Origin of the sequence: Paramesorhizobium deserti (assembly GCF_001558695.1) — a bacterium.
GTDB lineage: Bacteria > Pseudomonadota > Alphaproteobacteria > Rhizobiales > Rhizobiaceae > Paramesorhizobium > Paramesorhizobium deserti.
Genome location: NZ_LNTU01000012.1, coordinates 536,841 through 562,122, shown reverse-complemented (window position 1 = coordinate 562,122; position 25,282 = coordinate 536,841). Strand labels below are relative to the sequence as shown.

At 61.3% G+C, this 25,282-nt stretch carries 29 protein-coding genes; 16 read left to right on the top strand and 13 right to left on the bottom strand.

Annotation, left to right across the window (positions count from 1 at the left end):
- Positions 1-90: 90 nt before the first annotated feature.
- Complete coding sequence (topA, locus tag ATN84_RS11870; protein ID WP_068881823.1) at positions 91-2,676, bottom strand: type I DNA topoisomerase; 2,586 nt, start codon at positions 2,674-2,676, stop codon at positions 91-93.
- Positions 2,677-2,942: 266 nt separating this feature from the next.
- On the opposite strand from topA, the gene ATN84_RS11865 reads away from it, so the two are divergent.
- Positions 2,943-3,143, top strand: coding sequence for a hypothetical protein (locus ATN84_RS11865; RefSeq protein WP_068881822.1), 201 nt, complete (start codon positions 2,943-2,945; stop codon positions 3,141-3,143).
- Here ATN84_RS11865 and dprA read toward each other — a convergent pair.
- The 4 genes from dprA to ATN84_RS11845 form a co-directional block, all read right to left on the bottom strand.
- Positions 3,111-4,307, bottom strand: coding sequence for a DNA-processing protein DprA (gene dprA, locus ATN84_RS11860; protein ID WP_068881821.1), 1,197 nt, complete (start codon positions 4,305-4,307; stop codon positions 3,111-3,113). The two genes, ATN84_RS11865 and dprA, sit on opposite strands and share 33 nt — an antisense overlap.
- A gap of 63 nt (positions 4,308-4,370) precedes the next feature.
- Entirely contained in the window at positions 4,371-4,970 is a 600-nt protein-coding gene (gene plsY / locus ATN84_RS11855; RefSeq protein ID WP_068882012.1) for a glycerol-3-phosphate 1-O-acyltransferase PlsY, read from the bottom strand.
- Positions 4,971-5,014: 44 nt separating this feature from the next.
- Complete coding sequence (locus tag ATN84_RS11850; RefSeq protein ID WP_068881820.1) at positions 5,015-6,301, bottom strand: dihydroorotase; 1,287 nt, start codon at positions 6,299-6,301, stop codon at positions 5,015-5,017.
- The gene (locus tag ATN84_RS11845) at positions 6,298-7,263 is read right to left on the bottom strand and encodes an aspartate carbamoyltransferase catalytic subunit (RefSeq protein WP_068881819.1); all 966 of its coding nucleotides are present in this window, start codon (positions 7,261-7,263) and stop codon (positions 6,298-6,300) included. Before ATN84_RS11845 ends, ATN84_RS11850 begins: the two co-directional genes overlap by 4 nt.
- A 194-nt stretch (positions 7,264-7,457) precedes the next feature.
- Here ATN84_RS11845 and ATN84_RS11840 point away from each other — a divergent pair, with 194 nt between their 5' ends.
- Positions 7,458-9,086, top strand: a complete 1,629-nt coding sequence (locus ATN84_RS11840) for an acyl-CoA dehydrogenase family protein (RefSeq protein ID WP_201026356.1) — start codon at positions 7,458-7,460, stop codon at positions 9,084-9,086.
- A 248-nt stretch (positions 9,087-9,334) separates the two neighbouring features.
- Positions 9,335-9,616: a DUF6105 family protein gene (locus tag ATN84_RS11835; protein WP_068881818.1), complete on the top strand. Its 282-nt coding sequence runs from the start codon at positions 9,335-9,337 to the stop codon at positions 9,614-9,616.
- Here ATN84_RS11835 and ruvX read toward each other — a convergent pair.
- On the bottom strand, positions 9,607-10,092 hold the full coding sequence (ruvX, locus tag ATN84_RS11830) for a Holliday junction resolvase RuvX (protein WP_068881817.1): 486 nt from the start codon (positions 10,090-10,092) through the stop codon (positions 9,607-9,609). The two genes, ATN84_RS11835 and ruvX, sit on opposite strands and share 10 nt — an antisense overlap.
- A gap of 91 nt (positions 10,093-10,183) precedes the next feature.
- Here ruvX and ATN84_RS11825 point away from each other — a divergent pair, with 91 nt between their 5' ends.
- From ATN84_RS11825 to ATN84_RS11795, 7 genes are all read left to right on the top strand, one after another.
- Positions 10,184-10,891: a metal-dependent hydrolase gene (locus tag ATN84_RS11825; RefSeq protein ID WP_068881816.1), complete on the top strand. Its 708-nt coding sequence runs from the start codon at positions 10,184-10,186 to the stop codon at positions 10,889-10,891.
- 228 nt (positions 10,892-11,119) lie between these two features.
- The gene (gene gatC / locus ATN84_RS11820; protein WP_068881815.1) at positions 11,120-11,407 is read left to right on the top strand and encodes an Asp-tRNA(Asn)/Glu-tRNA(Gln) amidotransferase subunit GatC; all 288 of its coding nucleotides are present in this window, start codon (positions 11,120-11,122) and stop codon (positions 11,405-11,407) included.
- Between the two features lie 5 nt (positions 11,408-11,412).
- A complete protein-coding gene (locus tag ATN84_RS11815; protein ID WP_068881814.1) occupies positions 11,413-11,892 on the top strand; it encodes a GNAT family N-acetyltransferase in 480 nt (159 codons plus the stop codon).
- A gap of 12 nt (positions 11,893-11,904) precedes the next feature.
- Positions 11,905-13,386, top strand: coding sequence for an Asp-tRNA(Asn)/Glu-tRNA(Gln) amidotransferase subunit GatA (gatA, locus tag ATN84_RS11810; RefSeq protein WP_068882010.1), 1,482 nt, complete (start codon positions 11,905-11,907; stop codon positions 13,384-13,386).
- An 8-nt stretch (positions 13,387-13,394) separates the two neighbouring features.
- The gene (locus ATN84_RS11805) at positions 13,395-13,889 is read left to right on the top strand and encodes a GNAT family N-acetyltransferase (RefSeq protein WP_068881813.1); all 495 of its coding nucleotides are present in this window, start codon (positions 13,395-13,397) and stop codon (positions 13,887-13,889) included.
- An 81-nt stretch (positions 13,890-13,970) separates the two neighbouring features.
- A complete protein-coding gene (locus ATN84_RS11800; protein WP_068881812.1) occupies positions 13,971-14,153 on the top strand; it encodes a hypothetical protein in 183 nt (60 codons plus the stop codon).
- Between the two features lie 406 nt (positions 14,154-14,559).
- Entirely contained in the window at positions 14,560-14,853 is a 294-nt protein-coding gene (locus tag ATN84_RS11795; RefSeq protein ID WP_068882009.1) for a hypothetical protein, read from the top strand.
- A gap of 75 nt (positions 14,854-14,928) precedes the next feature.
- On the opposite strand, the gene ATN84_RS11790 is transcribed toward ATN84_RS11795, so the two are convergent.
- From ATN84_RS11790 to gloA, 3 genes are all read right to left on the bottom strand, one after another.
- Entirely contained in the window at positions 14,929-15,357 is a 429-nt protein-coding gene (locus ATN84_RS11790; protein WP_068882008.1) for a hypothetical protein, read from the bottom strand.
- A gap of 196 nt (positions 15,358-15,553) precedes the next feature.
- Positions 15,554-17,086: an acyl-CoA carboxylase subunit beta gene (locus tag ATN84_RS11785; protein ID WP_068881811.1), complete on the bottom strand. Its 1,533-nt coding sequence runs from the start codon at positions 17,084-17,086 to the stop codon at positions 15,554-15,556.
- A 140-nt stretch (positions 17,087-17,226) separates the two neighbouring features.
- Complete coding sequence (gene gloA / locus ATN84_RS11780; protein WP_068881810.1) at positions 17,227-17,667, bottom strand: lactoylglutathione lyase; 441 nt, start codon at positions 17,665-17,667, stop codon at positions 17,227-17,229.
- A 285-nt stretch (positions 17,668-17,952) separates the two neighbouring features.
- Here gloA and ATN84_RS11775 point away from each other — a divergent pair, with 285 nt between their 5' ends.
- The 5 genes from ATN84_RS11775 to ATN84_RS11755 all read left to right on the top strand — a co-directional run bounded on the left by ATN84_RS11775 (position 17,953) and on the right by ATN84_RS11755 (position 21,154).
- On the top strand, positions 17,953-18,534 hold the full coding sequence (locus tag ATN84_RS11775) for a cold-shock protein (RefSeq protein ID WP_068881809.1): 582 nt from the start codon (positions 17,953-17,955) through the stop codon (positions 18,532-18,534).
- Between the two features lie 104 nt (positions 18,535-18,638).
- Positions 18,639-19,118 carry a DUF192 domain-containing protein gene (locus tag ATN84_RS11770; RefSeq protein ID WP_068881808.1) on the top strand — a complete coding sequence of 160 codons (480 nt, stop codon included), beginning with the start codon at positions 18,639-18,641 and terminating at the stop codon, positions 19,116-19,118.
- Between the two features lie 33 nt (positions 19,119-19,151).
- Positions 19,152-19,922, top strand: coding sequence for an alpha/beta fold hydrolase (locus tag ATN84_RS11765; RefSeq protein WP_068881807.1), 771 nt, complete (start codon positions 19,152-19,154; stop codon positions 19,920-19,922).
- Between the two features lie 101 nt (positions 19,923-20,023).
- Positions 20,024-20,848, top strand: coding sequence for a serine O-acetyltransferase (cysE, locus tag ATN84_RS11760; protein WP_068881806.1), 825 nt, complete (start codon positions 20,024-20,026; stop codon positions 20,846-20,848).
- A 99-nt stretch (positions 20,849-20,947) separates the two neighbouring features.
- Complete coding sequence (locus ATN84_RS11755; protein ID WP_068881805.1) at positions 20,948-21,154, top strand: DUF3126 family protein; 207 nt, start codon at positions 20,948-20,950, stop codon at positions 21,152-21,154.
- Positions 21,155-21,205: 51 nt separating this feature from the next.
- Here ATN84_RS11755 and ATN84_RS11750 read toward each other — a convergent pair whose 3' ends face one another.
- Positions 21,206-21,931, bottom strand: a complete 726-nt coding sequence (locus ATN84_RS11750; RefSeq protein ID WP_068881804.1) for a hypothetical protein — start codon at positions 21,929-21,931, stop codon at positions 21,206-21,208.
- Positions 21,932-22,073: 142 nt separating this feature from the next.
- On the opposite strand from ATN84_RS11750, the gene ATN84_RS11745 reads away from it, so the two are divergent.
- The gene (locus ATN84_RS11745) at positions 22,074-22,601 is read left to right on the top strand and encodes a gamma carbonic anhydrase family protein (RefSeq protein ID WP_068881803.1); all 528 of its coding nucleotides are present in this window, start codon (positions 22,074-22,076) and stop codon (positions 22,599-22,601) included.
- A gap of 116 nt (positions 22,602-22,717) precedes the next feature.
- On the opposite strand, the gene ATN84_RS11740 is transcribed toward ATN84_RS11745, so the two are convergent.
- The 3 genes from ATN84_RS11740 to ATN84_RS11730 form a co-directional block, all read right to left on the bottom strand.
- Positions 22,718-23,326, bottom strand: coding sequence for a transglutaminase-like cysteine peptidase (locus ATN84_RS11740; protein ID WP_068881802.1), 609 nt, complete (start codon positions 23,324-23,326; stop codon positions 22,718-22,720).
- A gap of 599 nt (positions 23,327-23,925) precedes the next feature.
- Entirely contained in the window at positions 23,926-24,531 is a 606-nt protein-coding gene (locus ATN84_RS11735) for a PilZ domain-containing protein (protein WP_068881801.1), read from the bottom strand.
- A 91-nt stretch (positions 24,532-24,622) separates the two neighbouring features.
- Positions 24,623-25,267 (bottom strand): PAS domain-containing protein, encoded by a 645-nt coding sequence (locus ATN84_RS11730; RefSeq protein ID WP_068881800.1) that lies wholly within the window; start codon positions 25,265-25,267, stop codon positions 24,623-24,625.
- Positions 25,268-25,282: the final 15 nt, after the last annotated feature.

Sequence of the window (25,282 nt, the reverse complement as noted above, 5' to 3'; positions counted from 1 at the left end):
AATGAAGCGGAGCGGCTAGTGCAAGCCAATCTCCCCCCTTGTGGGGGAGATGCCCGGCAGGGCAGAGGGGGGTGATTGGCTCGGCGGTTTTCATTCGGACTTCGTTGTTTTCTTCGCCGTCTTGGCCGATGTCTTGCGGGCAGGGGCCTTCTTCTTCGGGGAAGCGCCGCCCTTTTCCGCGATCAGCGCCAGCGCTTCCTCAAGCGTCACCGTTGCCGGGTCCTTGCCCTTGGGCAGCGTGGCATTGACCTTGCCCCAGTTCACATAGGGGCCGTAGCGGCCGTCGCGCACCGTGATGGGACCGCCATCGGGATGGTCGCCCAGGGTGGAGAGCGCCGCCGGCGTGGACCGCGCGCGCCCGCCCTTCGCCTGCTTGTCGGCAAGAACGGTCACGGCGCGGTTGATGCCGATGGAGAACACGTCGTCGACATTCTCGATATTGGCGAATGTGCCGTCATGCGTCACATACGGACCATAGCGCCCGATGCCGGCCGAGATCATCTTGCCCGTTTCCGGATGCTTGCCGATGTCGCGCGGCAGGGACAGGAGCGCCAGCGCCTTTTCATGGTCGATGGTTTCGAGCGACCAGCCCTTCGGCAGGCTGGCGCGCTTTGCCTCCTTGCCTTCGCCCCGTTGTATATAGGGGCCGAAGCGGCCGTTTCGAGCGGTGATCTCCTCATCGGTATAGGGATCCTTGCCAAGCACCTTCGGCTCGTCGGCAGCGGCCGATCCATTGCCATCGCCGCCATTGGCGTCGCCGCCGAGCTGGCGGGTATATTTGCATTCCGGATAGTTCGAGCAGCCGACGAAAGCGCCGTAGCGGCCGAGCTTGAGCGACAGCGTGCCGGTGCCGCAGGTGGGGCATGCGCGGGGGTTCCCACCGTCCTCACGCGCGGGGAAGACGAGCGGGCTCAGTTCCTCGTTCAGCGCGTCAAGCACATTGGTGACGCGCAATTCCTTGATATTGCCGACAGCGCCTGAGAAATCCCTCCAGAAATCGCGCAAGACCTCCTTCCAGGAAAGCTTGCCGTCAGAAATGAGGTCGAGCTTTTCTTCGAGATCGGCCGTGAAGTCATACTCGACGTACCGATCGAAGAAGCTTTCCAGAAATGCCGTGACCAGCCGCCCCTTGGCCTCCGGAATGAGCTTGCGTTTGTCGACCGTGACATATTCGCGGTCGCGCAGGGTGCTGAGCGTGGAGGTGTAGGTGGAGGGCCGGCCGATGCCGAGCTCTTCCATTTTCTTGATAAGCGTCGCTTCGGAATAGCGCGGCGGCGGCTCGGTGGAGTGCTGCGTGGCGTTGATCTTCTCACGTGCGAGCGCCTCGCCGGAACGGATTTCCGGCAGGCGGGCGCTGTCCTCGTCTTCGTCCTCGTCTTCGCGGTGCTCGGTATAGGCGGCGATGAAGCCGTCGAAGCGGATGACGGAGCCGGTGGCGCGCAGCTGCGCCGTCTGCGAACCGTTGACGGCTTCGATCTCGACGGTGGTGCGCTCGATATCGGCCGACTGCATCTGGCTGGCGATCGCGCGCTTCCAGATCAGGTCGTAGAGCTTCGCCTGGTCGTCATCGAGATATTGACGCATCTCCTTCGGATGCCGGGCGAAGTCGGTCGGGCGGATAGCCTCGTGCGCTTCCTGGGCGTTCTTGGCCTTCGTCGAGTAGTAGCGCGGCTTTTCCGGCACGTAATTGTCACCGAACCCGCTGCCGATGGCGCGCCGCGCCGCCTGGATGGCGTCGGGATCCATCTGCACGCCGTCGGTACGCATATAGGTGATCAAGCCGGCCGTCTCGCCGCCGATGTCGATGCCTTCATAGAGACGCTGGGCGATCTGCATGGTGCGCGACGAGGAGAAGCCGAGCTTGGCGGAAGCCGCCTGCTGCAGGGTAGACGTGGTGAAGGGCGGCGCGGGGTTGCGCTTCGTCGGCTTGGCCTCGACCGAAGCTGCCTGGAAGGTCGCCCCTTCCAGCATTGTGCGGATGCCGCCTGCCTGTTCGGCGTTCTTGATGTCGAGCCTGCCGAGCTTCTTGCCGTCGAAAACGGTGAGCCTTGCCTCGAACGAATCATCGCGCGGCGTCTTCAGGAGCGCGGCGATATTCCAGTATTCCTCGCGAACGAAGCGCTCGATCTCTCCCTCGCGGTCGCAGATGAGGCGCAGCGCCACCGACTGGACGCGGCCCGCCGAGCGCGCGCCGGGCAGCTTGCGCCAGAGCACCGGCGAAAGCGTGAAGCCGACCAGATAATCGAGAGCGCGGCGCGCGAGATAGGCATCGACGAGCGGCGCATCGATCTCACGCGGATTGGCGATGGCATCGAGCACCGCCTTTTTCGTGATGGCGTTGAAGGCCACGCGCTTGACGGGCTTCGAGCCGAGCGCCTTCTTCTGGCGCAGTACCTCAAGCACATGCCACGAGATCGCTTCGCCTTCGCGATCCGGGTCGGTTGCGAGAATGAGGCCGTCGCTCTCCTTCACCGCCTTGGCGATGTCGTTGAGGCGTTTGGCGGACGGCGTGTCGACTTCCCACGACATGGCGAAATCTTCGTCCGGCCGAACGGACCCGTCTTTGGCCGGAAGGTCGCGGACATGGCCGAACGACGCCAGGACCTTGTAGCCCGAGCCCAGATATTTGTTGATTGTTTTTGCCTTGGCAGGCGATTCGACAACGACGACGTTCATTCCCTGACCCTGTTCTGCGGGCCCCTGTCGCTACACAAAAGCACATTCGATGGGGTAAATTCGTTCCCCAAATGAACAGCCCATTCCGTTTGGTCAAGGGCAACACGATATTTTTCGTGAAATACAACCAATGGTTGCTTTCTATTGAATTGAAAGTCAAAGTAGTATTAATGAAATTTAACCGACCAGCGAATAGCCGGATTTTGAAACAAATATCAACATGCTGAAACTTATCGATTTGCTGTTAAAATTTTTCAAGGTCTGCAATGAACGATACCGATGTAAAACGCATTGAAGTCCTTTCCTATATCCAGCAGATGCTTGGCGAATTGCGCTCCATGGCTCACGCTGTAGACTATCCGTTACTCGCATATTTCATTGAGATGGCCTACATCGAAAGCGAGGATACGCTAAGGGGCGAGCGCGATGCGAGGTTACACAGGCAGAAGCGAGACGGCGCCGCCTGAATGGCGCGTGATGCGGCCGGCGAGATCGAGTTCCAACAAAACCAGGAACACTTGCGACGGGTGCAGGCCCGTATGACGTATGAGCAGATCCGGATCGGTCGGCACCGGGCTCAGCGCCTCGATAATGCGCTCCCGGTCCGTCTCTCCCAGAAGCGGCATGGGAGAGGCGGCTGCCTCGTCGTCGAGGACATTGTCGGAAAGACTGAGCGGCAATTCGCCCTGGGCAGCTCCGCTGATCAGCGGCGCGAGCGCTTCCACGATATCGTTGGCTTCGGTGACGAGGATCGCCCCGTTTTTCAGGAGCCTGTTCGTCCCGGCCGAGCGCGGATCGAGCGGCGAACCGGGAACCGCGAACAATAGCCGCCCCATCTCGCCGGCAAGCCGGGCGCTGATCAGCGAACCCGACCGGTCGGCGGCCTCGATCACGACCAGCCCGAGCGAAATGCCGGCGATGATGCGGTTGCGGCGGGGAAAGTCACGGGCGCGTGGCTCCCAGCCCATCGGCATTTCGCTGATCAGCACGCCGCCTTTCTCTGGAATGGCATTATAGAGATGCATGTTCTCGGGCGGGTAGGGCTTGTCCAATCCACCTGCGAGGACGGCGATGGTGCCGGTCTCCAAGCTCGCTTCATGGGCGGCAGCGTCGATCCCGCGCGCGAGGCCTGAGACGATGGCATAGCCGGCGGCGCCAAGCTCCCTGACTAGCCGATGCGTGAAACGGTTGCCGACCGCCGAGGAATTGCGCGCGCCGACGATTGCGACCGGCGGGGCGTGGAACACGCTGGCGTTGCCCTTGATGGCGACGAGCGGCGGAGACGCCTCGTAATGGCGCAGATAGGGCGGGTAATCCGGTTCGCCCATTCCGACGAAACGCGCGCCGATTTTTTCGATCTGCTCCATTTCGCGCTCGGCGTCCTCGATCGTCGCCACACGGATCGGCCGGTTCCCGCCGCCGCGGCGCATCAGTTCCGGCAGCATCTGCAGCGCGTCGCCGGCAGAGCCGAAATGCGAGACAAGGTCGCGAAAAGTGACGGGGCCGACATTCTCGCTGCGAATGAGACGCAGCCAGTTCAGCCTCTGGCGGTCCGACAGGCGAATCCCCTCAGAGCGCCGCGCGCCCGGTTGGGCGCGCAAAGGACGCTCTGGGTCATTGTATCTAGGCATCGTGCTTTCCGAAAATCGATTTCGATTTTCGGGCCGATGCCGGTGAATCCGCCGGAGCCGCCATTATCCCTTGGCTCCGATCTTGCCTTCCGTTCCATTCAGGAGACGGGAAATATTGGCGCGATGCTTAATGAAGATGATGACGCTCATGATCGCGAAGAGCAGGGCGACATCCCGGAGCCCGAGAAAATAGAGTACGATGGGCACGGCGACCGTCGCGATGAGGGCCGAAAGCGAGGAATAGCGCGTCACGAACGCCACTGCGAGCCAGACGAGGGCAAAGACCAGTGCTCCTTGCCAGGCAAAGCCGATGAGGACGCCGAGATAGGTGGCCACGCCCTTGCCCCCCTTGAAACCGATCCAGACGGGATAGAGATGGCCGAGAAAAGCGCCGAAGCCTGCGGCAAGCGCGAGTTCCCGCCCCCAATGCCAGGCAATGAGAACGGCGGCGGTGCCTTTCAGCGCATCGAGGAGAAGCGTTGCCGCGGCCAGCTTTTTGTTGCCGGTGCGCAGCACATTGGTTGCGCCGATATTGCCCGAGCCGATGGAGCGCACGTCGCCAAGCCCGGCGAGGCGCGTAAGGATCAGGCCGAAGGGGATCGACCCCAGGAGATAGCCGAAGAGAAGCGCGGCAGCGAGGGCGGGCAGGCCCGCCTCAAGGATGGTCTGGTCGATCACTATGCCTCCCCCTCGACTGGAGATTCAACTTATATGCTAAATTTCGTCTTTCCGGCAACCATAGTCTGTATTACTCGACCCTGGAAGCGCGCGCCCTCGAAACAGCTGTTCTTGGAGCGCGAGTGCAGGTCTTCTTCCCGCACGATCCACGGCTCGTCCAGATCGACGATGGCGAGGTCAGCCGGCGCGCCGGGTTTGAGCGTGCCCGCGTCGAGACCGAAGATCCGCGCCGGCGCGGTCGACAGCACCTCGATGATGCGGATGAGCGGCAGGCTCTCATTATGGTAGAGGCGCAGCGCCGCCGCCAGTAGCGTCTCGAGGCCGATCGCGCCCGCCGCGGCGTCCGAGAAGGGCAGGCGCTTGGTATCGACGTCCTGCGGATCATGCGCGGAGGCGACGAGATCGATCACCCCGGCGCGCACGGCTTCCACCATCGCCAGCCGGTCCTCCTCCGTCCGCAAGGGCGGCGACAGGCGGAAGAAGGTGCGGAATTCCCCGACATCGTTCTCGTTGAGCGAGAGATGGTTGATCGAAATCCCCGCCGTGACCGGCAATCCCTGGTCCTTGGCGCGCAGGATGGCCTCCGCCGACATCGCGGTCGAGATCTGCGCGGCATGGTATTTGGCTTTCGTCAGCGCCGCCAGCCGCAGGTCGCGTTCGAGCGGGATGACCTCCGCCTCGCGCGGAACGCCGGGCAGGCCCAGCCAGCTTGCGAACAGCCCCTCATTCATCACGCCATTGGCGGCGAGATAGGGGTCGTGCGTCTCATGGGCGATGACGACGCCGAAATCGCGCGCATAGGTGAGCGCCCGGCGCATCAGCAGTGTATTGGCGATCGTCTTGCGCCCTTCGGTGATGGCGACCGCGCCGGCTTCCTTCAGAAGCCCCACCTCGGTCATCTCCTCGCCGTGCAATCCCCTGGTGATCGCGGCTGCGGGATGAACGTTGACGATCGCGGTATCCCGCGCCGTGCGCTTGACGAATTCGACCAGCGCCACATCGTCGATCACCGGATCGGTATCCGGCATCATGATGATGGAAGTAACGCCGCCCGCCGCTGCCGCCTGGCTCGCCGAGGCGATGGTCTCGCGATGTTCCGCGCCCGGCTCGCCGATGAAGACGCGTGCGTCCACCAGTCCCGGGATGATCGCCTTGCCACCGACGTCGATCCGCTCCGCACCCTCCGGCGCACCCTGGTTGCGCGCCTCAGCCCCCGAGGCAGCGATCTTGCCGTCCTTGACGATGACCGTCCCGATCTCGTCGAGCCCACGGGACGGGTCGATGACGCGAGCATTTTCGAAAACGACCGCGCTCATACGGATTCTCCGGGCTCGTTGCGGCGCGGATCGAGCAGCGCCTCCATCACCGCCATGCGGACGGCCACGCCCATCTCGACCTGCTGCTGGATCACGCTTTGTGGCCCGTCGGCGATATCGGAGGCAATCTCGACGCCGCGGTTCATGGGACCGGGATGCATCACCAGCGCATCGGGCTTGGCGAATTTCAACTTCTCGCGGTCGAGGCCGTAATAGCGGAAATATTCGCGCACCGAAGGCACGAAGGAGCCGGCCATGCGCTCGCGCTGCAGGCGCAGCATCATCACGACATCGGCGTCCTTCAGCCCTTCCTTCATGGAATTGAAGACCTCGACGCTCATTTGCGCGATCCCCGAGGGGAGCAATGTCGAGGGCGCGACCACCCGTACACGGGCGCCGAGCGCGTTGAGCAACAGGATGTTGGAGCGCGCCACGCGCGAATGGAGCACATCGCCGCAGATCGCAATCGTCAGCCCTTCGATCCGGCCCTTGGCGCGGCGGATGGTCAGCGCATCGAGCAGCGCCTGGGTCGGGTGCTCATGCGCGCCGTCGCCGGCATTGACGACCGAGCAACCGACTTTCTGCGCCAGCAGTGCCGCCGCACCCGCCGAGGCATGGCGGATGACGAGGATGTCGGGGCGCATGGCGTTGAGCGTCATCGCCGTGTCGATGAGCGTTTCGCCCTTCTTCACCGAGGAATTGCCGACCGACATGTTCATCACATCCGCGCCGAGCCGCTTGCCGGCCAGCTCGAAGGAGGATTGCGTCCGCGTCGACGATTCGAAGAAGAGGTTGATCTGGGTCCGCCCGCGCAGCACGGTCTTTTTCTTCTCGGGCTGGCGCGAAATCGCCACTTCCTGGTCTGCCAGATCGAGAAGGCAGACGATGTCCTGGGGAGAAAGACCCTTGATGCCAAGCAGGTGGCGATGAGGGAAGAGGAGGGAGGCCGGGTTTGATGTCATATCAAGACACCCCTATAGGCCCGATGCGGTAAGCCCGCAAGCGGCGTATATCGAAGAAATCGGTGGAGTTTGCAGTCATTCCTTGGAAAGGGGCCGCAAGAAGGGGAAAATTTAGCAAATAGGCATAGGACATCTTAAATTAGTGCGGAATCGCCCCGCGACGAACGGGGCCTGCAAGCAGATGGAAATTGTCGTTGAAAACGCATGAGGTCACCAACCAGCCGCCGCCGATGACCGGCATGAACGCCTATCTCGGCGATCCGCTGCTGATGCAGATCGCATCCGGTTTTCCGAAGGCGCTGCACAGCGATCTGGAGCAGGCGGGCCGCTTCGTTCTGTCGGCCGAGGCGCAGGACCTGGCGCGTCTGGCCAATACCGAACTGCCCAAGCTTAGGACCCATGACCGGCAGGGCAGGCGCATCGATCTGGTCGAGTATCACCCCGCCTATCACGCGCTGATGCGGCGCTCGATCGGGCAGGGGCTGCATTCCTCGATCTGGGAGAACGGCCAGGAAGAGGCGAGCCGCCGTCATCAGGTGCGTGCCGCGCGGTTTTACGTGACGGCGCAGCTCGAGACCGGCCATCTCTGCCCGGTCACCATGACCAGCGCCTCGCTGGCCGCCCTCATGGCGACCCCCAATCTTTATCGCGAGTGGGCGCCGCTGGTGCTCACCCGCAAATATGATCCGAGCCAGAAGCCGCCAGCAAGGAAAGCCGGCCTGACGCTCGGCATGGGCATGACGGAGAAGCAGGGCGGCACGGACGTGCGCGCCAACACCACGCGCGCCGAGCGCGCCGGCAACGGCTTCTACCGCATCACCGGCCATAAATGGTTCCTCTCCGCGCCGATGTCGGATGCCTTTCTGGTGCTGGCGCAGGCGGCTGAAGGGCTTTCCTGCTTCCTCGTTCCACGTATCCTGCCCGATGGCAGCGCCAATGGCTTCCGCTTTCAGCGGCTGAAGGACAAGCTGGGCAACCGCTCCAATGCCTCCGCGGAAGTGGAGTTCGAGGAGACGCTGGGCCAGATGGTCGGTAAGCCGGGCGAGGGTGTGAAGACCATCATCGACATGGTGACGCTGACCCGGCTCGATTGCGCGATCGCCTCGGCCGGCCTGATGCGGGCCGGTTTGGCGGAGGCGGTGCACCATGCGCGCCACCGCCAGGTCTTCGGTAACGCGCTTTTCGAGCAGCCGCTGATGCAGCGTGTTCTGGCCGACATGGCACTCGACGTGGCGGGCGCGACGGCGCTTTCCCTGCGTCTGGCGCGCGCCTTCGACATGGCGGCGAGCGATCGTGGCGAGGCGGCTTTCGCCCGTGTGATGACGCCCGTCGTCAAATATTGGGTGGCGAAGATCGCCCCCGCACTTCTTTATGAAGCCATGGAGTGCCTGGGCGGCAACGGCTATGTCGAGGAGGGCAACCTCGCCCGCTATTACCGGGAAGCGCCCGTCAACGCCATCTGGGAAGGCTCGGGCAATGTCATGGCGCTCGATGTGAGACGGGTTCTCCTGCGCGCGCCGAAGCTTTTCGATGATGTGCTGGCCTGGATCGCCCGGCAATTGGGCCGGAGCGGGCAGGGGACGGTGGATGTGCTGCGCGCCGCCATGAGCGTGGCCGAATCCGACGAGGGGGCGGCCCGCATCCTGACGGAACAGCTAGCGCTCGCCGCCGCCGGTGCCGAACTTCGCCAGCTCGGCGCGGACAATATTGCCGATGCTTTCGTCGAAACCCGTCTCGCCGGACAGTGGCGCACGACCTATGGCATGATCGACGCCCGCCACAACGCCAAGACGATCCTCAACTCGCTTTATCCGGCTCCGTAGTTGGCGTGGGCTCGCATCTTGCGAAGGTCCTAACGTCCGACCGCTGGTGACATGGGGGTGTTCGGCATCACTCCACCAGCATCCAATGGGACGCACCGCACCCCGTGAGGCGGCTTTTCCACTCCGCCATTAACCTTAACAAATGGTTTCGATTGCCGTCCGGGTGTTAACTAACCAAGGTGCGGGTCGAAAGGATATGCCCCCATGATTCCCGAACTGAGAGCCTTGCAGGAGAGGAGACGGATGCCGTGCGCTATCTCCTGATCTTCTGGGCCGGCCCGCTCGCTCTCTTCTGGGGGTGGTATTTCCTGTCTTTGAACGATGTCAGCTTCGGCACCGTGTTTTTTAGCCGCCAGATGCATGATCTGGTCTTTGCGGTCTATGGCAATGTGCTTGATATGGACCCGCAAGCAATCCCGCCGCTCGCCGCACGGGCATGTGTGGTCGATTCGTTGATCCTGTTCGCCATTCTTGCCTTTCGCAGGCGGCGCGAAATCCGCTGCAGGCGCGGGCGTGAGCGCTATTCCTGATCGGCCACGCGCCGAAGCGTGTTCAGCCTGTCGAGCGCGCCTTGCAGGATGAAGGCGGCTGCCGCGGAATCGATCCGTTCCGCGCGTTTCTGGCGGGAGACGTCCATGCCGATCAGCGCCCGCTCGGCGGCCACCGTCGAAAGGCGCTCGTCCCAATAGACGAAGGGCAGGTCGGTCAGTTTTTCCATATTGCGCACGAAAGCGCGGGTCGCCTGCACGCGCGGTCCCTCGCTGCCATCCATATTGACCGGCAGGCCGATGACGACCGCTCCGGCATTTTCCGCCTTCAGCGCCACTAGCAGCACCTGCGCGTCGATGGTGAACTTGGCGCGCCTGATCACCGGGCGCGGATTGGCGAAGGAGAGGCCGCGGTCGGAAACGGCGAGGCCGATCGTCTTGGTGCCGAGGTCCAGGCCGGCAATGGTCTGGCCGGGCGCCAGGGCCTTCTCGACGGTTTCGATAGCCAGAACGGTCAATTCACACCCTTTCCGTTTCTGCTCTTGAATTGAGCCTTGCCCGCGTCATAACTGTCTCCTTACGATTGCGATATCCCAAGGAGCAAATCTCATGAAGATCAAATGGCTTGGCCATTCGGCTTTCCGCGTCGACATAGCAGGTGCGGCGATCCTGATCGATCCTTTCCTGACCGGCAATCCCGGCGCGAAGGATGTGGATCTCAAGGCCGCCACCCAGGGGATCACGCATATCGCCCTGACCCATGGCCATGGCGACCATGTCGGCGATACGATCAAGATCGCCCAGGAGACGGGCGCGACTGTCATCGCCAATGCCGATCTCGCCGCCTGGCTGGCGCGCCAGGGCGTCGAAAAGGTCGATATGGGCAATACCGGCGGCACGATTTTTCATGGCCCCTTTTCCATAACCTTCGTCAACGCGCTGCATTCCTCCGCCACCATCACCGAGGACGGTGTTTCTCATTCGCTGGGGAATGCCAACGGTCTCGTCTTCCATTTCGAGGATGAACCGACGCTTTATCACATGGGCGACACCGACATCTTTTCGGATATGGCGCTGATCGACGAGCTGCACCGTCCCGAGATCGGCATCGTCCCCATCGGCGACCGCTTCACCATGGGCGGCGCGGTGGCGGGGCTCGCCTGCCAGCGTTACCTGAAGTTCTCCACCGTTCTTCCCTGCCACTACGGTTCCTTCCCGATCATCGACCAGACGGCCGACAAGTTCGTGGCGGCGATGGAGGACGCGAACGGTACAAAAGTCGAGGTGCCGAAGGCGGGCGATACGCTGTCCGTCTGAGGCATCGGGAAAGGCCGCACCGGGCGATTGTGCAATTAACTGCAAAATTATTGCGCTTCCAGCGCCCGCCCGGTATAGCCGCATTGTGCGGCAAAGTGCGGCCATTGGACCTACGCAAATAGATCATTGGAGTGGTTCCTGATTCCATCAAAACAGGAACCGTTCAAAGCCCAACAAACCAGCGATCTGTCGGCGCACTTTGCGCTGGCTGGATTTCGGAGAATTTAGATGTCAGTTGATCTTTCAACCGTGAAGCGCGTGGCGCATCTCGCCCGCATCGCCGTGGACGACGAGGACGCGGAGCGCATGACCGGCGAGCTCAATGCGATCCTAGGCTTTGTCGAGCAGTTGAACGAGGTGGATGTGAGCGGCGTCGAGCCGATGACCTCCGTCACACCGATCGCCATGCGCATGCGCGAGGATGTGGTGACTGACGGCGACAAGGCTGCCGATATCGTCGCCAATGCCCCGGTGACCGAGGAGAATTTCTTCGTCGTGCCGAAGGTCGTGGAGTAAGCGACATGCCCGTTGCCATATCTGTGGAAACGCCGCTGCAGGACGATGTGCGCGGGCTGGTCGAACAGCTCAACGCGCATCTTCTGCCGCTGTCTCCGATCGAGTTCCAGTTCAAGATGACCGTCGAGGAGATGGCGTGCCCGCACACGACGGTGTTCATCGCTCGTGACGAGGGCGGTCGCGCCGTCGGCTGCGGCGCCCTGAGAGTCCATACGCCTGATGTCGGCGAGGTCAAGCGCATGTACACGCTCCCCGAGGTGCGTGGCTTGCGGGTTGGATCGTCGCTGCTGGACGCGATCACGCGGCTCGCGCAGGGCAAGGGCCTGGCGCGTCTGATCCTCGAGACGGGCACCGGCCCCGGCTTTACCGCCGCCTGGCGTCTTTACGAGCGTTCCGGCTTCACACGCTGCGGTGTGGTGCTGGACTATCCCGATACCGAACACAGTGCTTTTTTCGAAAAGCGCCTTTCTCCCTTGATGCACTGAAAGGCTCGAATGATGACCGACCTGACCGCACTCACGATCTCCGAGGCGCGCGACAAGCTGAAGGCCAAGGCGTTCACCGCGGCGGAACTGACCAACGCCTATCTCAGGGCTATCGATGCGGCGAACGAGACGCTGAACGCCTATGTCGCGGTGACGCCGGAAAAGGCGCGGGAGATGGCGAAAGCTTCCGACGCGCGCCTGGCGAAAGGCGAGGGCGGCGCGCTCGAGGGCATTCCGCTCGGCATCAAGGATCTCTTCGCCACCGAAGGCGTGCACACGCAGGCCTGCTCGCACATCCTGAATGATTTCAAGCCGCGCTATGAATCGACCGTGACAGCCAATCTCTGGGCGGACGGCGCGGTGATGCTCGGCAAGCTCAATATGGACGAGTTCGCCATGGGCTCGTCCAACGAAACCTCCTATTACGGCCCGGTGAAGAACCCCTGGCGCGCCAGCGGCTCGAATGCCGACCTCGTGCCCGGCGGCTCCTCGGGCGGCTCCGCCGCCGCCGTTGCCGCAAGGCTCTGCGCCGGCGCGACGGCTACCGATACCGGCGGCTCGATCCGCCAGCCGGCGGCCTTCACCGGCACGGTCGGCATCAAGCCGACCTATGGCCGCGTCTCGCGCTGGGGCACCGTCGCCTTCGCTTCGTCGCTCGACCAGGCCGGGCCGATCGCCCGTGACGTGCGCGACAGCGCCATTTTGCTGAAATCCATGGCGTCGGTCGATCTGAAGGACACGACCTCCGTCGATCTGCCGGTGCCCGATTACGAGGCCGCGATCGGCAGATCGGTCAAGGGCATGAAGATCGGCATCCCGAGGGAATATCGCGTCGATGGCATGCCGGAGGAAATCGAGAAGCTCTGGCAGCAGGGCATTGCCTGGCTGAAGGATGCGGGGGCGGAGATCGTCGACATCTCGCTGCCGCACACCAAATACGCGCTTCCGGCCTATTACATCGTCGCGCCGGCCGAGGCCTCTTCGAACCTCGCGCGCTATGACGGTGTGCGCTACGGCCTCCGCGTGCCGGGCAAGGACATCGCCGAGATGTACGAGAAGAGCCGCGCTGCCGGCTTCGGCCGCGAGGTCAAGCGCCGTATCATGATCGGCACCTATGTGCTCTCCGCCGGCTACTACGACGCCTATTATCTCAAGGCGCAGAAGGTCCGCACCCTCATCAAGAAGGATTTCGAGGACGTCTTCCATGCCGGCGTCGATGCGATCCTGACGCCCGCCACCCCGTCGGCCGCCTTCGGCGTGGCCGATGAGGATCTGGCCGCCGATCCGGTGAAGATGTATCTCAACGACATTTTCACGGTCACGGTGAACATGGCCGGCTTGCCGGGCATCGCCGTTCCGGCTGGTCTGAGCGCGCAGGGGCTGCCGCTCGGCCTGCAGCTGATCGGCCGGCCGTTCGACGAGGAAACGCTCTTCCAGACGGCCCATGTCATCGAAGAGGCCGCGGGCCGTTTCACGGCGCCGAGCTGGTGGTAAACTGAGCCATGGAAATCCGGCGGGCTGCTGCCAGCGATAGGGCTGCGATTGCCGCCGTGGGATGCCGCGCCTGGATTTCCGCCTTCTTCCGCTTCGAACCGGAAGCGAACGAGCCTGATGTGGGGGAGCGTACGGAAAAGGTCTTTCGCTCCTTCGCTGACGAGTTCTATCCCCAGATTCTCCTTGCCGAAACGGCGGGGGTTATTCTCGGCTGGGGTGCGCGGGACACGGACGCTGATTACATCTCCGACCTTTGGATAGATCCCGCCTTTCACCGGCGCGGCATCGGCCTCACGCTGATGGACGCGCTTCTGGCCGAAATCATGCTCAAGGGATATGCAAGGGCGAGCATCGACACGCACGCCCGTAATCTTCCCGCCATCCGCCTTTACGAGCGATGCGGTTTCCATGTCGTCTGGCGCGGGGAGGGGTGGTCCGACAGCCTCGGCCGGGACATCGAGAAGGTCAGGATGGAAGCGCTGCTGAATGAAAGGTTCGATTAAGAACGGTCCATTGAGGAGGATTGTCTCTCGCCGTCTTTGTCCTATCCTATTACTGACCAGGCAAGCAGAAAGGGAAAAGACGTGTGGATCGAACTGACTGACGTCAACGGCGAACGCATCACGATCAATTTCGATCATGTCGTATCGTATAACGCCTATGGCACCGGCGCGCATATCGTGACCACGGCTCCCGATCTGACGTTCTTCGTCAAGGAGGACATCGATACGATCCAGCAGAGGATCGGCATCAAGCCGGTCGGCTGAAACGGCGCGAGAATTGGCTGCGCCGGCTGGATCGAACCCATGTGAAAAGGCCGCTTTTCCGGCCTTTCTGGAAATTACCCCCCGACTCAGGGTAGTTTCTCATAGTGCCTGTTTTCCCGAGTGCTCCGAGTAGCCTGGCGGGCAGGGCAGAAGAGTCAGTTGAAGTTATTGCAATCGATTCCGGGCGGGTGGGATTACGACAACCCTATCCGTGATGAGGTATGGCATGCTCAACACAGACAAGACAGCTCTTCGGTTTCCATTGCAGCAACTGGCCGTTCTGCTCGAATGGAGTGTGTTCCGCTTTGGGTGGCCGTCCTTGTGGAGAAGACGAAACCCCAATGAAGCCGATAACGAAGATTTGAAGGGTGCGGGCGTCTTGCGCGCGCTCCTCCCGCTTCCGGTATTGGCGGCGCTGCTGTTCCTCCCGACAGCCTCGTTTCGCGCCTCGGCGCATGAGGCGGCTACCGGCTGGTCCTATCCCTACCAATGCTGCCATGACATGGACTGCCGCCCGGTCAGCACCCAATCCGTTGCCGAGCGCCCGGAGGGATATGTCATTACCGGCACGGGAGAGGTGGTCGGCTATCGCGATAGCCGCATCCGTCAATCGCCCGATGGGCTCTTTCACTGGTGCTCGGTTGCGGGAAAATCCAACTCGCGGACTATCTGCCTGTTTGTTCCGCCGCGATCTTTCTGAAAAGGGGGCCTCACACTCTTGCGGCTCGCCACTGGCGAGCCGCGCTATATCCCGTCCTGTTTATTGATACGTTCATCAAACAAATGAACCGCGTAGTCTGGCAAGCATGCCGGACCCGCCGATGGCGCCTCTGACGTGACGGGCGGCTGTCGCAGCGGAAACCGTTGCGCCATAATGGCAATAGCAGACGATTTCGTGCAGTTGCCGGTCCGTTATTTCAAAGAAACGCTTTGCTTCGCCGTAGCTGTCGTCTTTCATGCCTTCGGCACGGAAAACGGCGTCTTCAAATGCAACCGAGATCGGAGAGCCGGCGCTACGCATCGTCTCCCGTGTCTCGACCGGTTGATATTCCGTTCCGGGAAGCGTTGCCAGAAGCCTGCCGGGCTCTTTCTCAAGAAGCGCGGCCCAACGTTCGAGCCGTTCGGTCCTGGTCATGACCGGACGGGTGATGTCGGGATTGGCTTCGGCAATGACTTGCATTTGCTCGAGCGTCTTGTGCTGCATAGTCACCTCCTGTTTCAGGATATGCGGTGCCACAGCCCCCTGGGTATCGCCCATGAAGAAAGGGTACTCCAACCCTCCGACAAGTCCAGCATAAACAACATACTGGCCGGTCACATTTTTCATGAACGGTCAATTCATATCTGCATGATTTCAGCCCGGCAGGACTTCCTCTCTCCTGACCGGGATTGTGCATATGTCAGAGCGGAATGTTGTCGTGCTTCTTCCAGGGATTTTCCAGATTCTTGTTACGCAGCATCCTGAGCGCGCGCGCCACGCGCCGCCGCGTCGAATGGGGCATGATCACCTCGTCGACATAGCCGCGCTCCGCCGCCACGAAGGGCGACAGAAACCGGTCCTCGTAGCGCTTGGTGTGTTCCGCGATCTTCTGCGGATCGCCGATATCCTTGCGGTAGATGATCTCGACCGCGCCCTTGGCGCCCATCACCGCGATCTGGGCCGAGGGCCAGGCATAGTTGATGTCGCCGCGCAGATGCTTCGACGCCATCACGTCATAGGCGCCGCCATAGGCCTTGCGCGTGATCACCGTAATCTTCGGTACGGTCGCCTCGGCATAGGCGAAGAGCAGCTTGGCGCCATGCTTGATGAGCCCGCCATATTCCTGGCTCGTTCCAGGCAGGAAGCCCGGCACGTCGACGAATGTCACGATCGGAATGCTGAAGCAGTCGCAGAAGCGCACGAACCGACCGGCCTTGCGCGAGGCGTCGCTATCGAGAACGCCTGCCAGCACCATTGGCTGATTGGCGACGATACCGACCGTTCGCCCTTCGATGCGGCCGAAACCGCAGACGATGTTCTTCGCAAAATTCTCCTGGATCTTGAAGAAATCGCCTTCATCGACCGTTTTCAGGATCAGTTCCTTGATATCGTAAGGCTTGTTGGCATTATCGGGCACCAGCCGGTCGAGTGACGGATCCTGCTCCTCCGTCGACTGGTGGCAGGCGACCTCAGGGATTTCCGCCGTGTTCGAGGCTGGCAGGAAATCGATCAACCGGCGCATCTGCGAAAGCGCCTCTATGTCATTGTCATAGGCGCCGTCGGCGATGGAGGATTTGGTGGTGTGAACGACCGCGCCGCCGAGCTCTTCCGCCGTCACGGTTTCGTTGGTGACGGTTTTGACCACATCAGGGCCGGTCACGAACATGTAGGAAGTGTCGCGCACCATGAAGATGAAGTCGGTCATAGCAGGCGAATAGACGTCGCCTCCCGCGCATGGTCCCATGATCACGGAAATCTGCGGGATGACGCCGGAGGCGAGCACATTGCGCTGGAAGATCTCCGCATAGCCGCCAAGCGCCGCCACGCCTTCCTGAATGCGTGCGCCGCCGGCATCGTAGAAGCCGATGATCGGCGCCCGGTTGCGCAGCGCCATGTCCTGTATCTTCTGCACCTTCTCGGCATGGGCTTCGGAGAGCGAGCCGCCGAAAACGGTGAAATCCTTGGCGAAGACGAAGACGGTGCGGCCGTTGACCGTGCCCCAGCCGGTGACGACGCCGTCACCGGCGAATTTGGTTTTCTCCATGCCGAAATCGGTGGAGCGGTGCTCGACGAACATGTCGAACTCCTCGAAGGAGCCCTCGTCGAGGAAGACGTCTATGCGCTCGCGCGCGGTCAGCTTGCCCTTGGCATGCTGCGCATCGATGCGGACCTGTCCTCCGCCTTGTCTTGCGATTTCGCGGCGGCGCTCGAGCTCCGTCAACACGTCTTTCATGCAGGCTCCTCCAAAGAAGTGAGTAGGAGAGTAGGGCGTACGGGAATAGGAAAGGAAGCTTATCCATTCCTGATGATTTCCGCGAGCCGATTTCCCTTACACCCTTACACCCTTACTCCCTTATTCCCCTACTGCCCTGATCACCAGCTGCCGGTGTTCGGCATCGAGGCCCAGGGCTCCTGGGACGGCAGGCTTCCGCCTTTCTGGATGAGTTCGATGGAAATCCCGTCGGGCGAGCGGACGAAGGCCATGTGGCCGTCGCGCGGCGGACGGTTGATGGTCACGCCCTTGTCCTGGAGCTTTTGGCAGGTGGCATAGATATCGTCCACCATATAGGCGAGGTGGCCGAAATTGCGCCCGCCCGTATATTCCTCGGGGTCCCAATTGTAGGTGAGCTCCAGTTCCGGTGCGCGCTCCGAGGCTGCGCGTTCCTTGTCCTCGGGCGCGGCGAGGAAGATCAGCGTGAAGCGGCCCTTCTCGTTTTCCGTGCGGCGGATTTCTTCAAGGCCGAACTTGTTGACGTAGAAATCCAGCGCTTCGTCGATATCGCGGACTCGGACCATGGTGTGGAGGTAACGCATGTCGGCTCCTGTTCCCTGTTGGCAAATGGTTGCGGTTGAATATTTGATTGCGCAAGAACGCTCGGTCGCGGCATTTTTGATATGGTGGGATTAGTGAAATCGGCAAGCCTGTCAACGGCCTGTCGCCATTCTCTACCGTCCAAAGTCGATCACGGAAAATAAAGTCTGTGGTATCCGGCCAATAATCGGAAGTAGGGACTTGCCCCTTCGCGCTATGGGAGTGTTATTCTCAAGTTGAGAATCAGTTTAGATTTTACCGAGGCTGAAAGGAGGGGGACTGGCGCTATGGCGGACAAATCTGTGTCGAAGGACCAGTTCCTGGGCGGCGCTTCTTCGGAGGAGCTCGTCGGGCTCGTGGAGGTGTCGGGTTCGATCAAGTGGTTCGATGTCGCCAAGGGATATGGCTTCATCGTGCCCGATCAGCCGGGATTGTCCGATATTCTGCTGCATGTCACATCCCTGCGCCGGGACGGTTTTCAGACCGCGCTCGAAGGCGCGCGCGTCGTCTGTGAGGTCAAGCAGGGCGAGCGCGGCCTGCAATGCTTCCGCGTGATTTCGATGGATACGTCTACGGCCGTCCATCCCGCGCAGATGCCGCCGCAGCGAACCCATGTCAGCGTCGTCCCTTCGAGCGGGCTCGAGCGCGTCATCGTCAAATGGTTCAACCGGACCAAGGGATTCGGCTTCCTGACGCGCGGCGAGGGCACCGAAGACATCTTCATCCACATGGAAACGCTGCGGCGTTTCGGCCTTACCGAACTGCGCCCCGGGCAGGTGGTTCTCGTGCGCTTCGGCACGGGTGAGAAGGGCCTGATGGCGGCGGAAATTCATCCTGACATCGGCACGCAGTTTCCCGCATCGCATTGAATTCTGACGAGGGCGAGTTGGTGAAAGATTCGCTGGTGTCATTGACGCGCGCGGATCGATAGGCGAAAGCTTCGGGCGTTTCCGCCCATCCATGGATGCCGCCCATGCCACGTTTCCTCACGTTCTTCCTGCTGCTTTTCCTCGTCTTTCCCGCCCGGGCCCAGACGGCGGAACCGATGCGGTTGCCCGTCGATGAGCATCCGCTGGTTTTCGAGACCGCGAAGGGCAAGGTTTCCCTGGGCGTCGAAATCGCCGATACCGATGCCGAGCGCATGCGCGGGCTGATGTACCGGACCGATTTTCCCGACGATCGCGCCATGCTCTTCGTTTTCGATCAGACGCGCACCGTGATGATGTGGATGAAGAACACGCCGCTGCCGCTCGATATGGTGTTCGTCGGCCGCGATGGCGCTATCGCCACGATCCGCGAAAACACCGAGCCGTTCTCCGAGGCGATCGTTTCGTCGGTGGTGCCGGTCGATTTTGTCGTAGAGCTGCGCGCCGGCGTGGCAAAGCGGCTGGGTCTTGCCGTGGGCGATCATGTCCGCCACCCCGCCATATGCGGCGAGTGCGCCGCGCAATAACCCGTCCGGAATTCTCATGAAAGGCTCCACGGAGTGAATACGCCTGAAATCCGCTACTTCCAGCATGACGGCCTGCGTCTTGCCTATCGCGAGCAGGGCGAGGGCGATCCCGTGCTGCTGATCCACGGTTTTGCCTCGTCGAGCTATGTCAACTGGGTATCGCCCGGCTGGTTCCAGACGCTGACGGAGGCGGGATATCGCGTCATCGCGATTGACGATCGCGGCCATGGTCAGTCAGAAAAGAGCCATGAGGCCGCCGATTACACGCCGAGCCTGATGGCCGGGGATGCTGCGGCGCTTCTCGATCATCTCGATATCGAGGAGGCCCATGTGATGGGCTATTCCATGGGCGCGCGTATCGCCGCCTTCATGGCGCTGGAGCATGCCTCTCGCGTTCACAGCCTGGTTTTCGGCGGGCTCGGCATCGGCATGGTTACCGGCGCCGGCGACTGGGGACCGATCCATGAGGCGCTGCTTGCCGATGATCCGGCGACCATCACCCATCCGCGCGGCCTGATGTTTCGCAAATTCGCCGACCAGACCAAGAGCGATCGCCTTGCGCTCGCCGCCTGCGTGCTCACTTCCAAGGAGACACTGAGCGCGGAGGCGATCGGCCGCATCACCCAGCCGACCCTGGTCGCGGTCGGCACGAAGGACGATATCGGCGGCAGCCCGCATGATCTGGCAGCTCTGCTGCCGAACGGCCGGTCGCTGGATATTCCGGGGCGGGACCATATGCTTGCCGTCGGCGACAAGGTGTTCAAGCAGGCGGTTCTGGAATTCCTGCGCGAAAACCCCATTTGAGCTTCACGGTTGCGTTTCAGCAAATTGACGTGTCAAGCAATGGTATTTGCTCTATGTTGCTGTGAAAGAGCAAGAAAATCGGCGAAACCGGGAGTTTTGAAATGCCCGCACACAATACCGCCAAGATGGTCAACGCCATCGATCAGGTGGATCCGATCTGGAATGCGATCCGTATCGAGGCTGAAGAGGCCGCCGAGCGCGATCCGCTGCTGACGGCCTTTCTCTATTCGACGGTTCTCAATCAGGGCAGTCTGGAGGAAGCGGTCAGCCATCGCATCGCCGAAAGGCTGGGCCATGCGGATTTGGATGCGGGCATCCTATCCCAGACCTTTACCGAGATGCGGAGGGCAGAGCCGGAATGGTCGCAGGTCCTGCGCGTCGACATTCAGGCGGTCTATGACCGCGACCCGGCTTGCAACCGGTTTATCGACCCCGTTCTCTATCTCAAGGGCTTCCACGCCATCCAGACGCATCGCTTGGCGCATTGGCTCTGGCAGGAGGGGCGCAAGGATTTCGCCTATTATCTGCAGAGCCGTTCTTCCTCCGTCTTCCAGACGGATATCCATCCGGCCGCGCAGCTCGGCAGCGGGATTTTCCTCGATCACGCAACCGGGCTGGTCGTCGGCGAGACGGCGGTCATCGAGGATAATGTGTCGATCCTGCATGGCGTCACGCTCGGCGGAACGGGCAAGGCCGGCGGCGACCGTCATCCCAAGATCAGGCATGGCGTGCTGATCGGCGCCGGCGCCAAGATCCTCGGCAATATCGAAGTGGGCCATTGCTCGAAGGTGGCCTCGGGCTCGGTGGTGGTGAAGCCCGTGCCGAGCAATGTGACGGTCGCCGGCGTCCCAGCGCGCATCGTCGGCGAAAGCGGCTGCGCGGAGCCGTCGCGCGTCATGGATCAGCTCATCAACGGCGCGGACTGATAATTCCCGATCAAAGCCGGTGACAAGCTTTTTACGGGCTTTACATGGTTGGACGGGCCATGCAAAAACCCGCCTCCAACAAATGCATAGGAGAATTCGTTGAAACCCGAAGAACTGAGAAAACTCGACGCCTATTTCAAACGGACTTTCAAGAATCCCGGCCTTGAAGTGAAGGCGCGTCCGCGCAAGGACGATTCGTGCGAGCTTTATCTCAACGACGAATTCCTCGGCCTCATCTACAAGGACGAAGACGAGGGCGAGCTGTCCTATAATTTCTCGATGGCCATTCTGGACATCGACCTCTGATTCAGGTGAGGGCGGGCTGCGAAAGCTCGCCTGGACCTATCTTAAGATAGCTCATCTGGCGCCGGCCAGGTGAGCTGTGGCAAAGGACTGGACGGCTTCATCCAGCGCGCGCCATTCACCGAGCAGATGGCGCGGAAACCGGTAGAAAAGCTGCAGGCCGTTGCCGAACTGGATATCGCGCTCGCAGGCGCCGGCCATCTCCCTGGCAACGCTTTCATCAAGACAGCGTGCCACGAAATCGGGTTGATCCCCTCCGGCCGAGGAAACGGCCAGTTCCTCGCCGATATAGCCGCTCACCGGATGAAAGCTATGGAGCGTCAGCCCTGCGGGGCCGGCTTTTCCAGGCTGTTCGATCAAGGCCGAGTAGATCGGCAGATAGCGCCCCGACATGTCGCGCGACATGGTTCTGGGCTCAACCGAGAGGAAGAGAAGCTGTCGTCGCGGCGCGGTGAAATTGAAATCGCTGCGCGTTTTCTCGCTATACCCCGCCATCTCAGGCCATTTCAGATAAAGATCGACGCGGTTTGCAACGCCGTCGCGCCGCTGCGCGGGAAAGCGGATCATGTTTGATGGGATGGCGAGCACGTCATTGCCGATGACGATTTCGCGGATCGTCATGTCGTCCGTATGGCCGCCCATGGCAATCAGCGGGCCGAAATACCGGCCGCTGAGATTGATGGCGGCCGAGAGCAGGGCGAGGCCGAAAAACGCGTAGAAGACGCGCGTGAAGAAGCGGCTCTCCGTAATCGAAATCCCCGTCTGTGCCGTGCTTTGCATGGCTTGTCTTTTCCGCCTCGTCCGACCAGCCTCCATTATTGATTTTTATGGTTAATAGCTCGTGAATTATCGGGGCGCGCTTGCGGCGTTGCCGTCGCTCGGCCATTCTCTGCCACAGATATGCCGAACGGAAGGATGTTTCATGCCCATCTATGCGTTGGACGGCCACAAGCCGGAATTCGACGACCGCGAAACCAACTGGATCGCGCCCGACGCGACGCTGATCGGCAGAATCAGGCTGGGGAAGGGGGCAGGCATCTGGTTCGGCGCGGTGCTGCGCGGCGACAACGAGCCGATCGTGATCGGAGCGGATACCAATGTCCAGGAGCATACGGTAATGCACACCGATATGGGCTATCCCCTGACGATCGGCGAGGGCTGCACGATCGGCCATCGCGCCATGCTCCATGGCTGCACGATCGGCAATAACAGCCTTATCGGTATCGGCGCTATCGTGCTCAACGGCGCCCGGATCGGCAGGAACTCGCTGGTCGGCGCGGGCGCGCTGGTGACCGAAGGCAAGGAATTCCCCGACAACTCACTGATCGTCGGGGCGCCTGCCCGCGCCGTGCGGGTGCTGGATGAAGCTGCCATCGAGAAACTGAAGGCTTCGGCGCTGCATTACGTTGACAATGGCGCCCGGTTCAGGCGCGGCCTTGAGATCGTCTGAAACCAACGCCTTCCCTATAAAGGGAGGGAGCCGGCCCCGGGGATGGGACCGGCTCCCGAACCCGGTCGTTGGGGACGGGTGGGGACTCGACCGGGTTATCTCACTAGGCTTTTGCCCTATTCCTTGATGCTGCCCACCAGGATCTGGCGGTCGTCGTCGATTGCGACCCACACGCCGGTGTTCCGGGTCGATTGACGCTTGAGATATTGATATTCAGTCTGGTTCCAGACGAGGACGCGCGGCTCCAGATTGTCGAGGATGAAATCGCCGCGGTCGGTGCGCATCGTCAGCACCGCATGGCCGTCGCCATTCGTCTGGCGCACGACGGTGATCAGCAACGTGTTGACCGGAACCCCCGCCTCTTGCAGCAGTTGGCGCTTGAGCAGGGCATAATCCTCGCAATCGCCATATTTCGTGGGATAGGACCAGACTTCCGGCTTACCCCACATTTCCATGTCGGTGCGCGCCTCGATGGCGGTGTTGACCTGATTGTTGATCTCGATGACCTTGCGCCACAGATCCGGGGTCAGCACGACGGGCCTGTCCGATTTGCTGACAATATTGCACTCATCGGCATAGCGCTGGCAGAACTCGTAATGGCCGATCGGCTGCGTGGTGCGCCCGCCTGAATTCATCCAGGGGGAGGGCAGGCCAAACTGCGCCGCCTGCGCCGCCGCCGTGCCGATCAGAAAAAGAACCCCTGCCAAAACCGTCTTGCATTTCATTATGTTGTCTCCGAGTTGGAGCAACAATGACATGCAGAGTTTTAGTTCACGCGAATTTCGGAGAGAAAATCCAAATAAAAATCAGAGAAAACAAGTATAAAACTCAATTCAAATTTTAATTTTAAAAGTAAAAAATTGTAAAGGTGCTCAATTTGGTGGTTCAGTCAATCTGAACCGTTATCGTAGTATAGCGGGAGAGGCATGGATTCCAGTGACGAGCACTGGAATGACGGGGCGGGAATGAATTCGCCTTGTCGGGAACCGTTTCAGGGGCGTTGAGCTTTAGAGTTTGTCAGGACCGGCATGAAACAGCGCCCCTCTCGCCGTCATTCTCGGGCTTGTCCCGAGAATCTACCGCAGCCTAATCTGTCAGGACGGTAATCGCTTATCTTTTTCTTTATGGCAGATTCTCGGGACAAGCCCGAGAATGACGGCAGGATTACACGGTTTCCCTCATCTGCGATTTAGTTGAGTTCTGACAGACTCTAGCAGCCAACAGCCAAACTGCCATCATTCCAGTGTTCGTCACTGGAATCCATGCCTCAACCTTGCCGCCGCAACAGCGGTTCGGACGAGGCGCGCGAGTCGCTAAGCCGGATCTACCGGAACAGCTGGTCGAGCGCCGTGCGCTGCTGCACATGGGCGAACTCGATGGCGATGCCGTCTTCGAAATGGCGCACCACCGTTCCGCGCATCATGCCGAGCGTGACAGCCGTATGCAGCGCCGGGCGCACGTCGATCTCGACCGCCGCGCCTGAAAGCGAGAGATCGATGATGCGGCAGCGATATTGCCGCCCGTCTGGCATGACAAGGACGTTGTTCGGATTGCGCGGCGCAATACGCTCGTGCCGGCGGTCCTCAGGCAAGTCCAGCTCGTGCTTGTTGGCGAGCCACGTCAGCTGCGCAGCGAGCTTGTCCTTCTTGCGCTCCGAAGCGATGAGCGACATGGAAAAGCCGTCCGGCATCTGCCGGAGGACGGTGCCTTCGATCCGACCGATATGATCGACATAGGCGATGATGCGTTCGCCGATTCGCGCCAGCCCCTTGCCGCGCAGCAGAGCGCTGCCCGGTGACATCTCGACGACGATGCAGGTATGCTCGGACCGGTTCTCGAGCATGTAGCGCCCGTGGAGGTTCACCTTCACGGAATGGAAGTTCTCATGCGGAGTATCGCTTGCGATGTGGTTGTTCGCGATATTCTGCATTTCACCCTGCTGTGTTCCGGCCGACGCGTTGAATGTTGCCGGAAACGTAAAGAGCCGGAGTTAATATGCGGTAAGGAGCCGCATTTCCTCGTCAAACCTTGCCGCCGTCGAGGACGGTCAGGTGACGGATATGGCGTGGGGCGGGGGCGCTGAAAAAGCCCGGCATCTCGTAGGGACGCGAAACGGCGCGCGACGAGGCGACCGCCGCAGCGGCGAGGGGCTTTTCTTCGGCATGCAATTCGGCGCGTTTGGGGTCGATCAGGCTGATCGAAAGCACGCTGCTTTCGACGATTCGGTCCGCGCCCAGCCAGTAGGCGGGATCGAGCGCGATCATGGAGCCGATCAGCCGGGCTTCGGAGGCGCTGCCGGCGAGCGGCAGGAGCAGCGTCTCGAAGCTCGAGCGGCGGCCCGAATGGCTTTTGCCCTCATGGTCGATCACCGCCGCGGTCTTGCTTTCGAAGACAGTCTGCAGGAGCTGATCGATTGCCGCGCGGTCCTCCTCTTTCCACAGCGAGAGGAACCCCGTATTTCGCAGTTCGCCGCCGTGGATGGTGCATAGCCGCGTCCCGGCCAGGCGGAAACGCGTTTCCCCGTTTTCCGGCTTTTCCAGAATGAAAATGTCGGGCAGCCGCTTGCGAATCTCTCCCGGCTCGATCTCTGCTCTTTCCGGAGCAGGGCGCTTCTCGCGGATGCGGTTCCAGTATGCGAGAAGCTCTGCTGTTCCATCATGCTTCATCTGTGATGTCTCGTT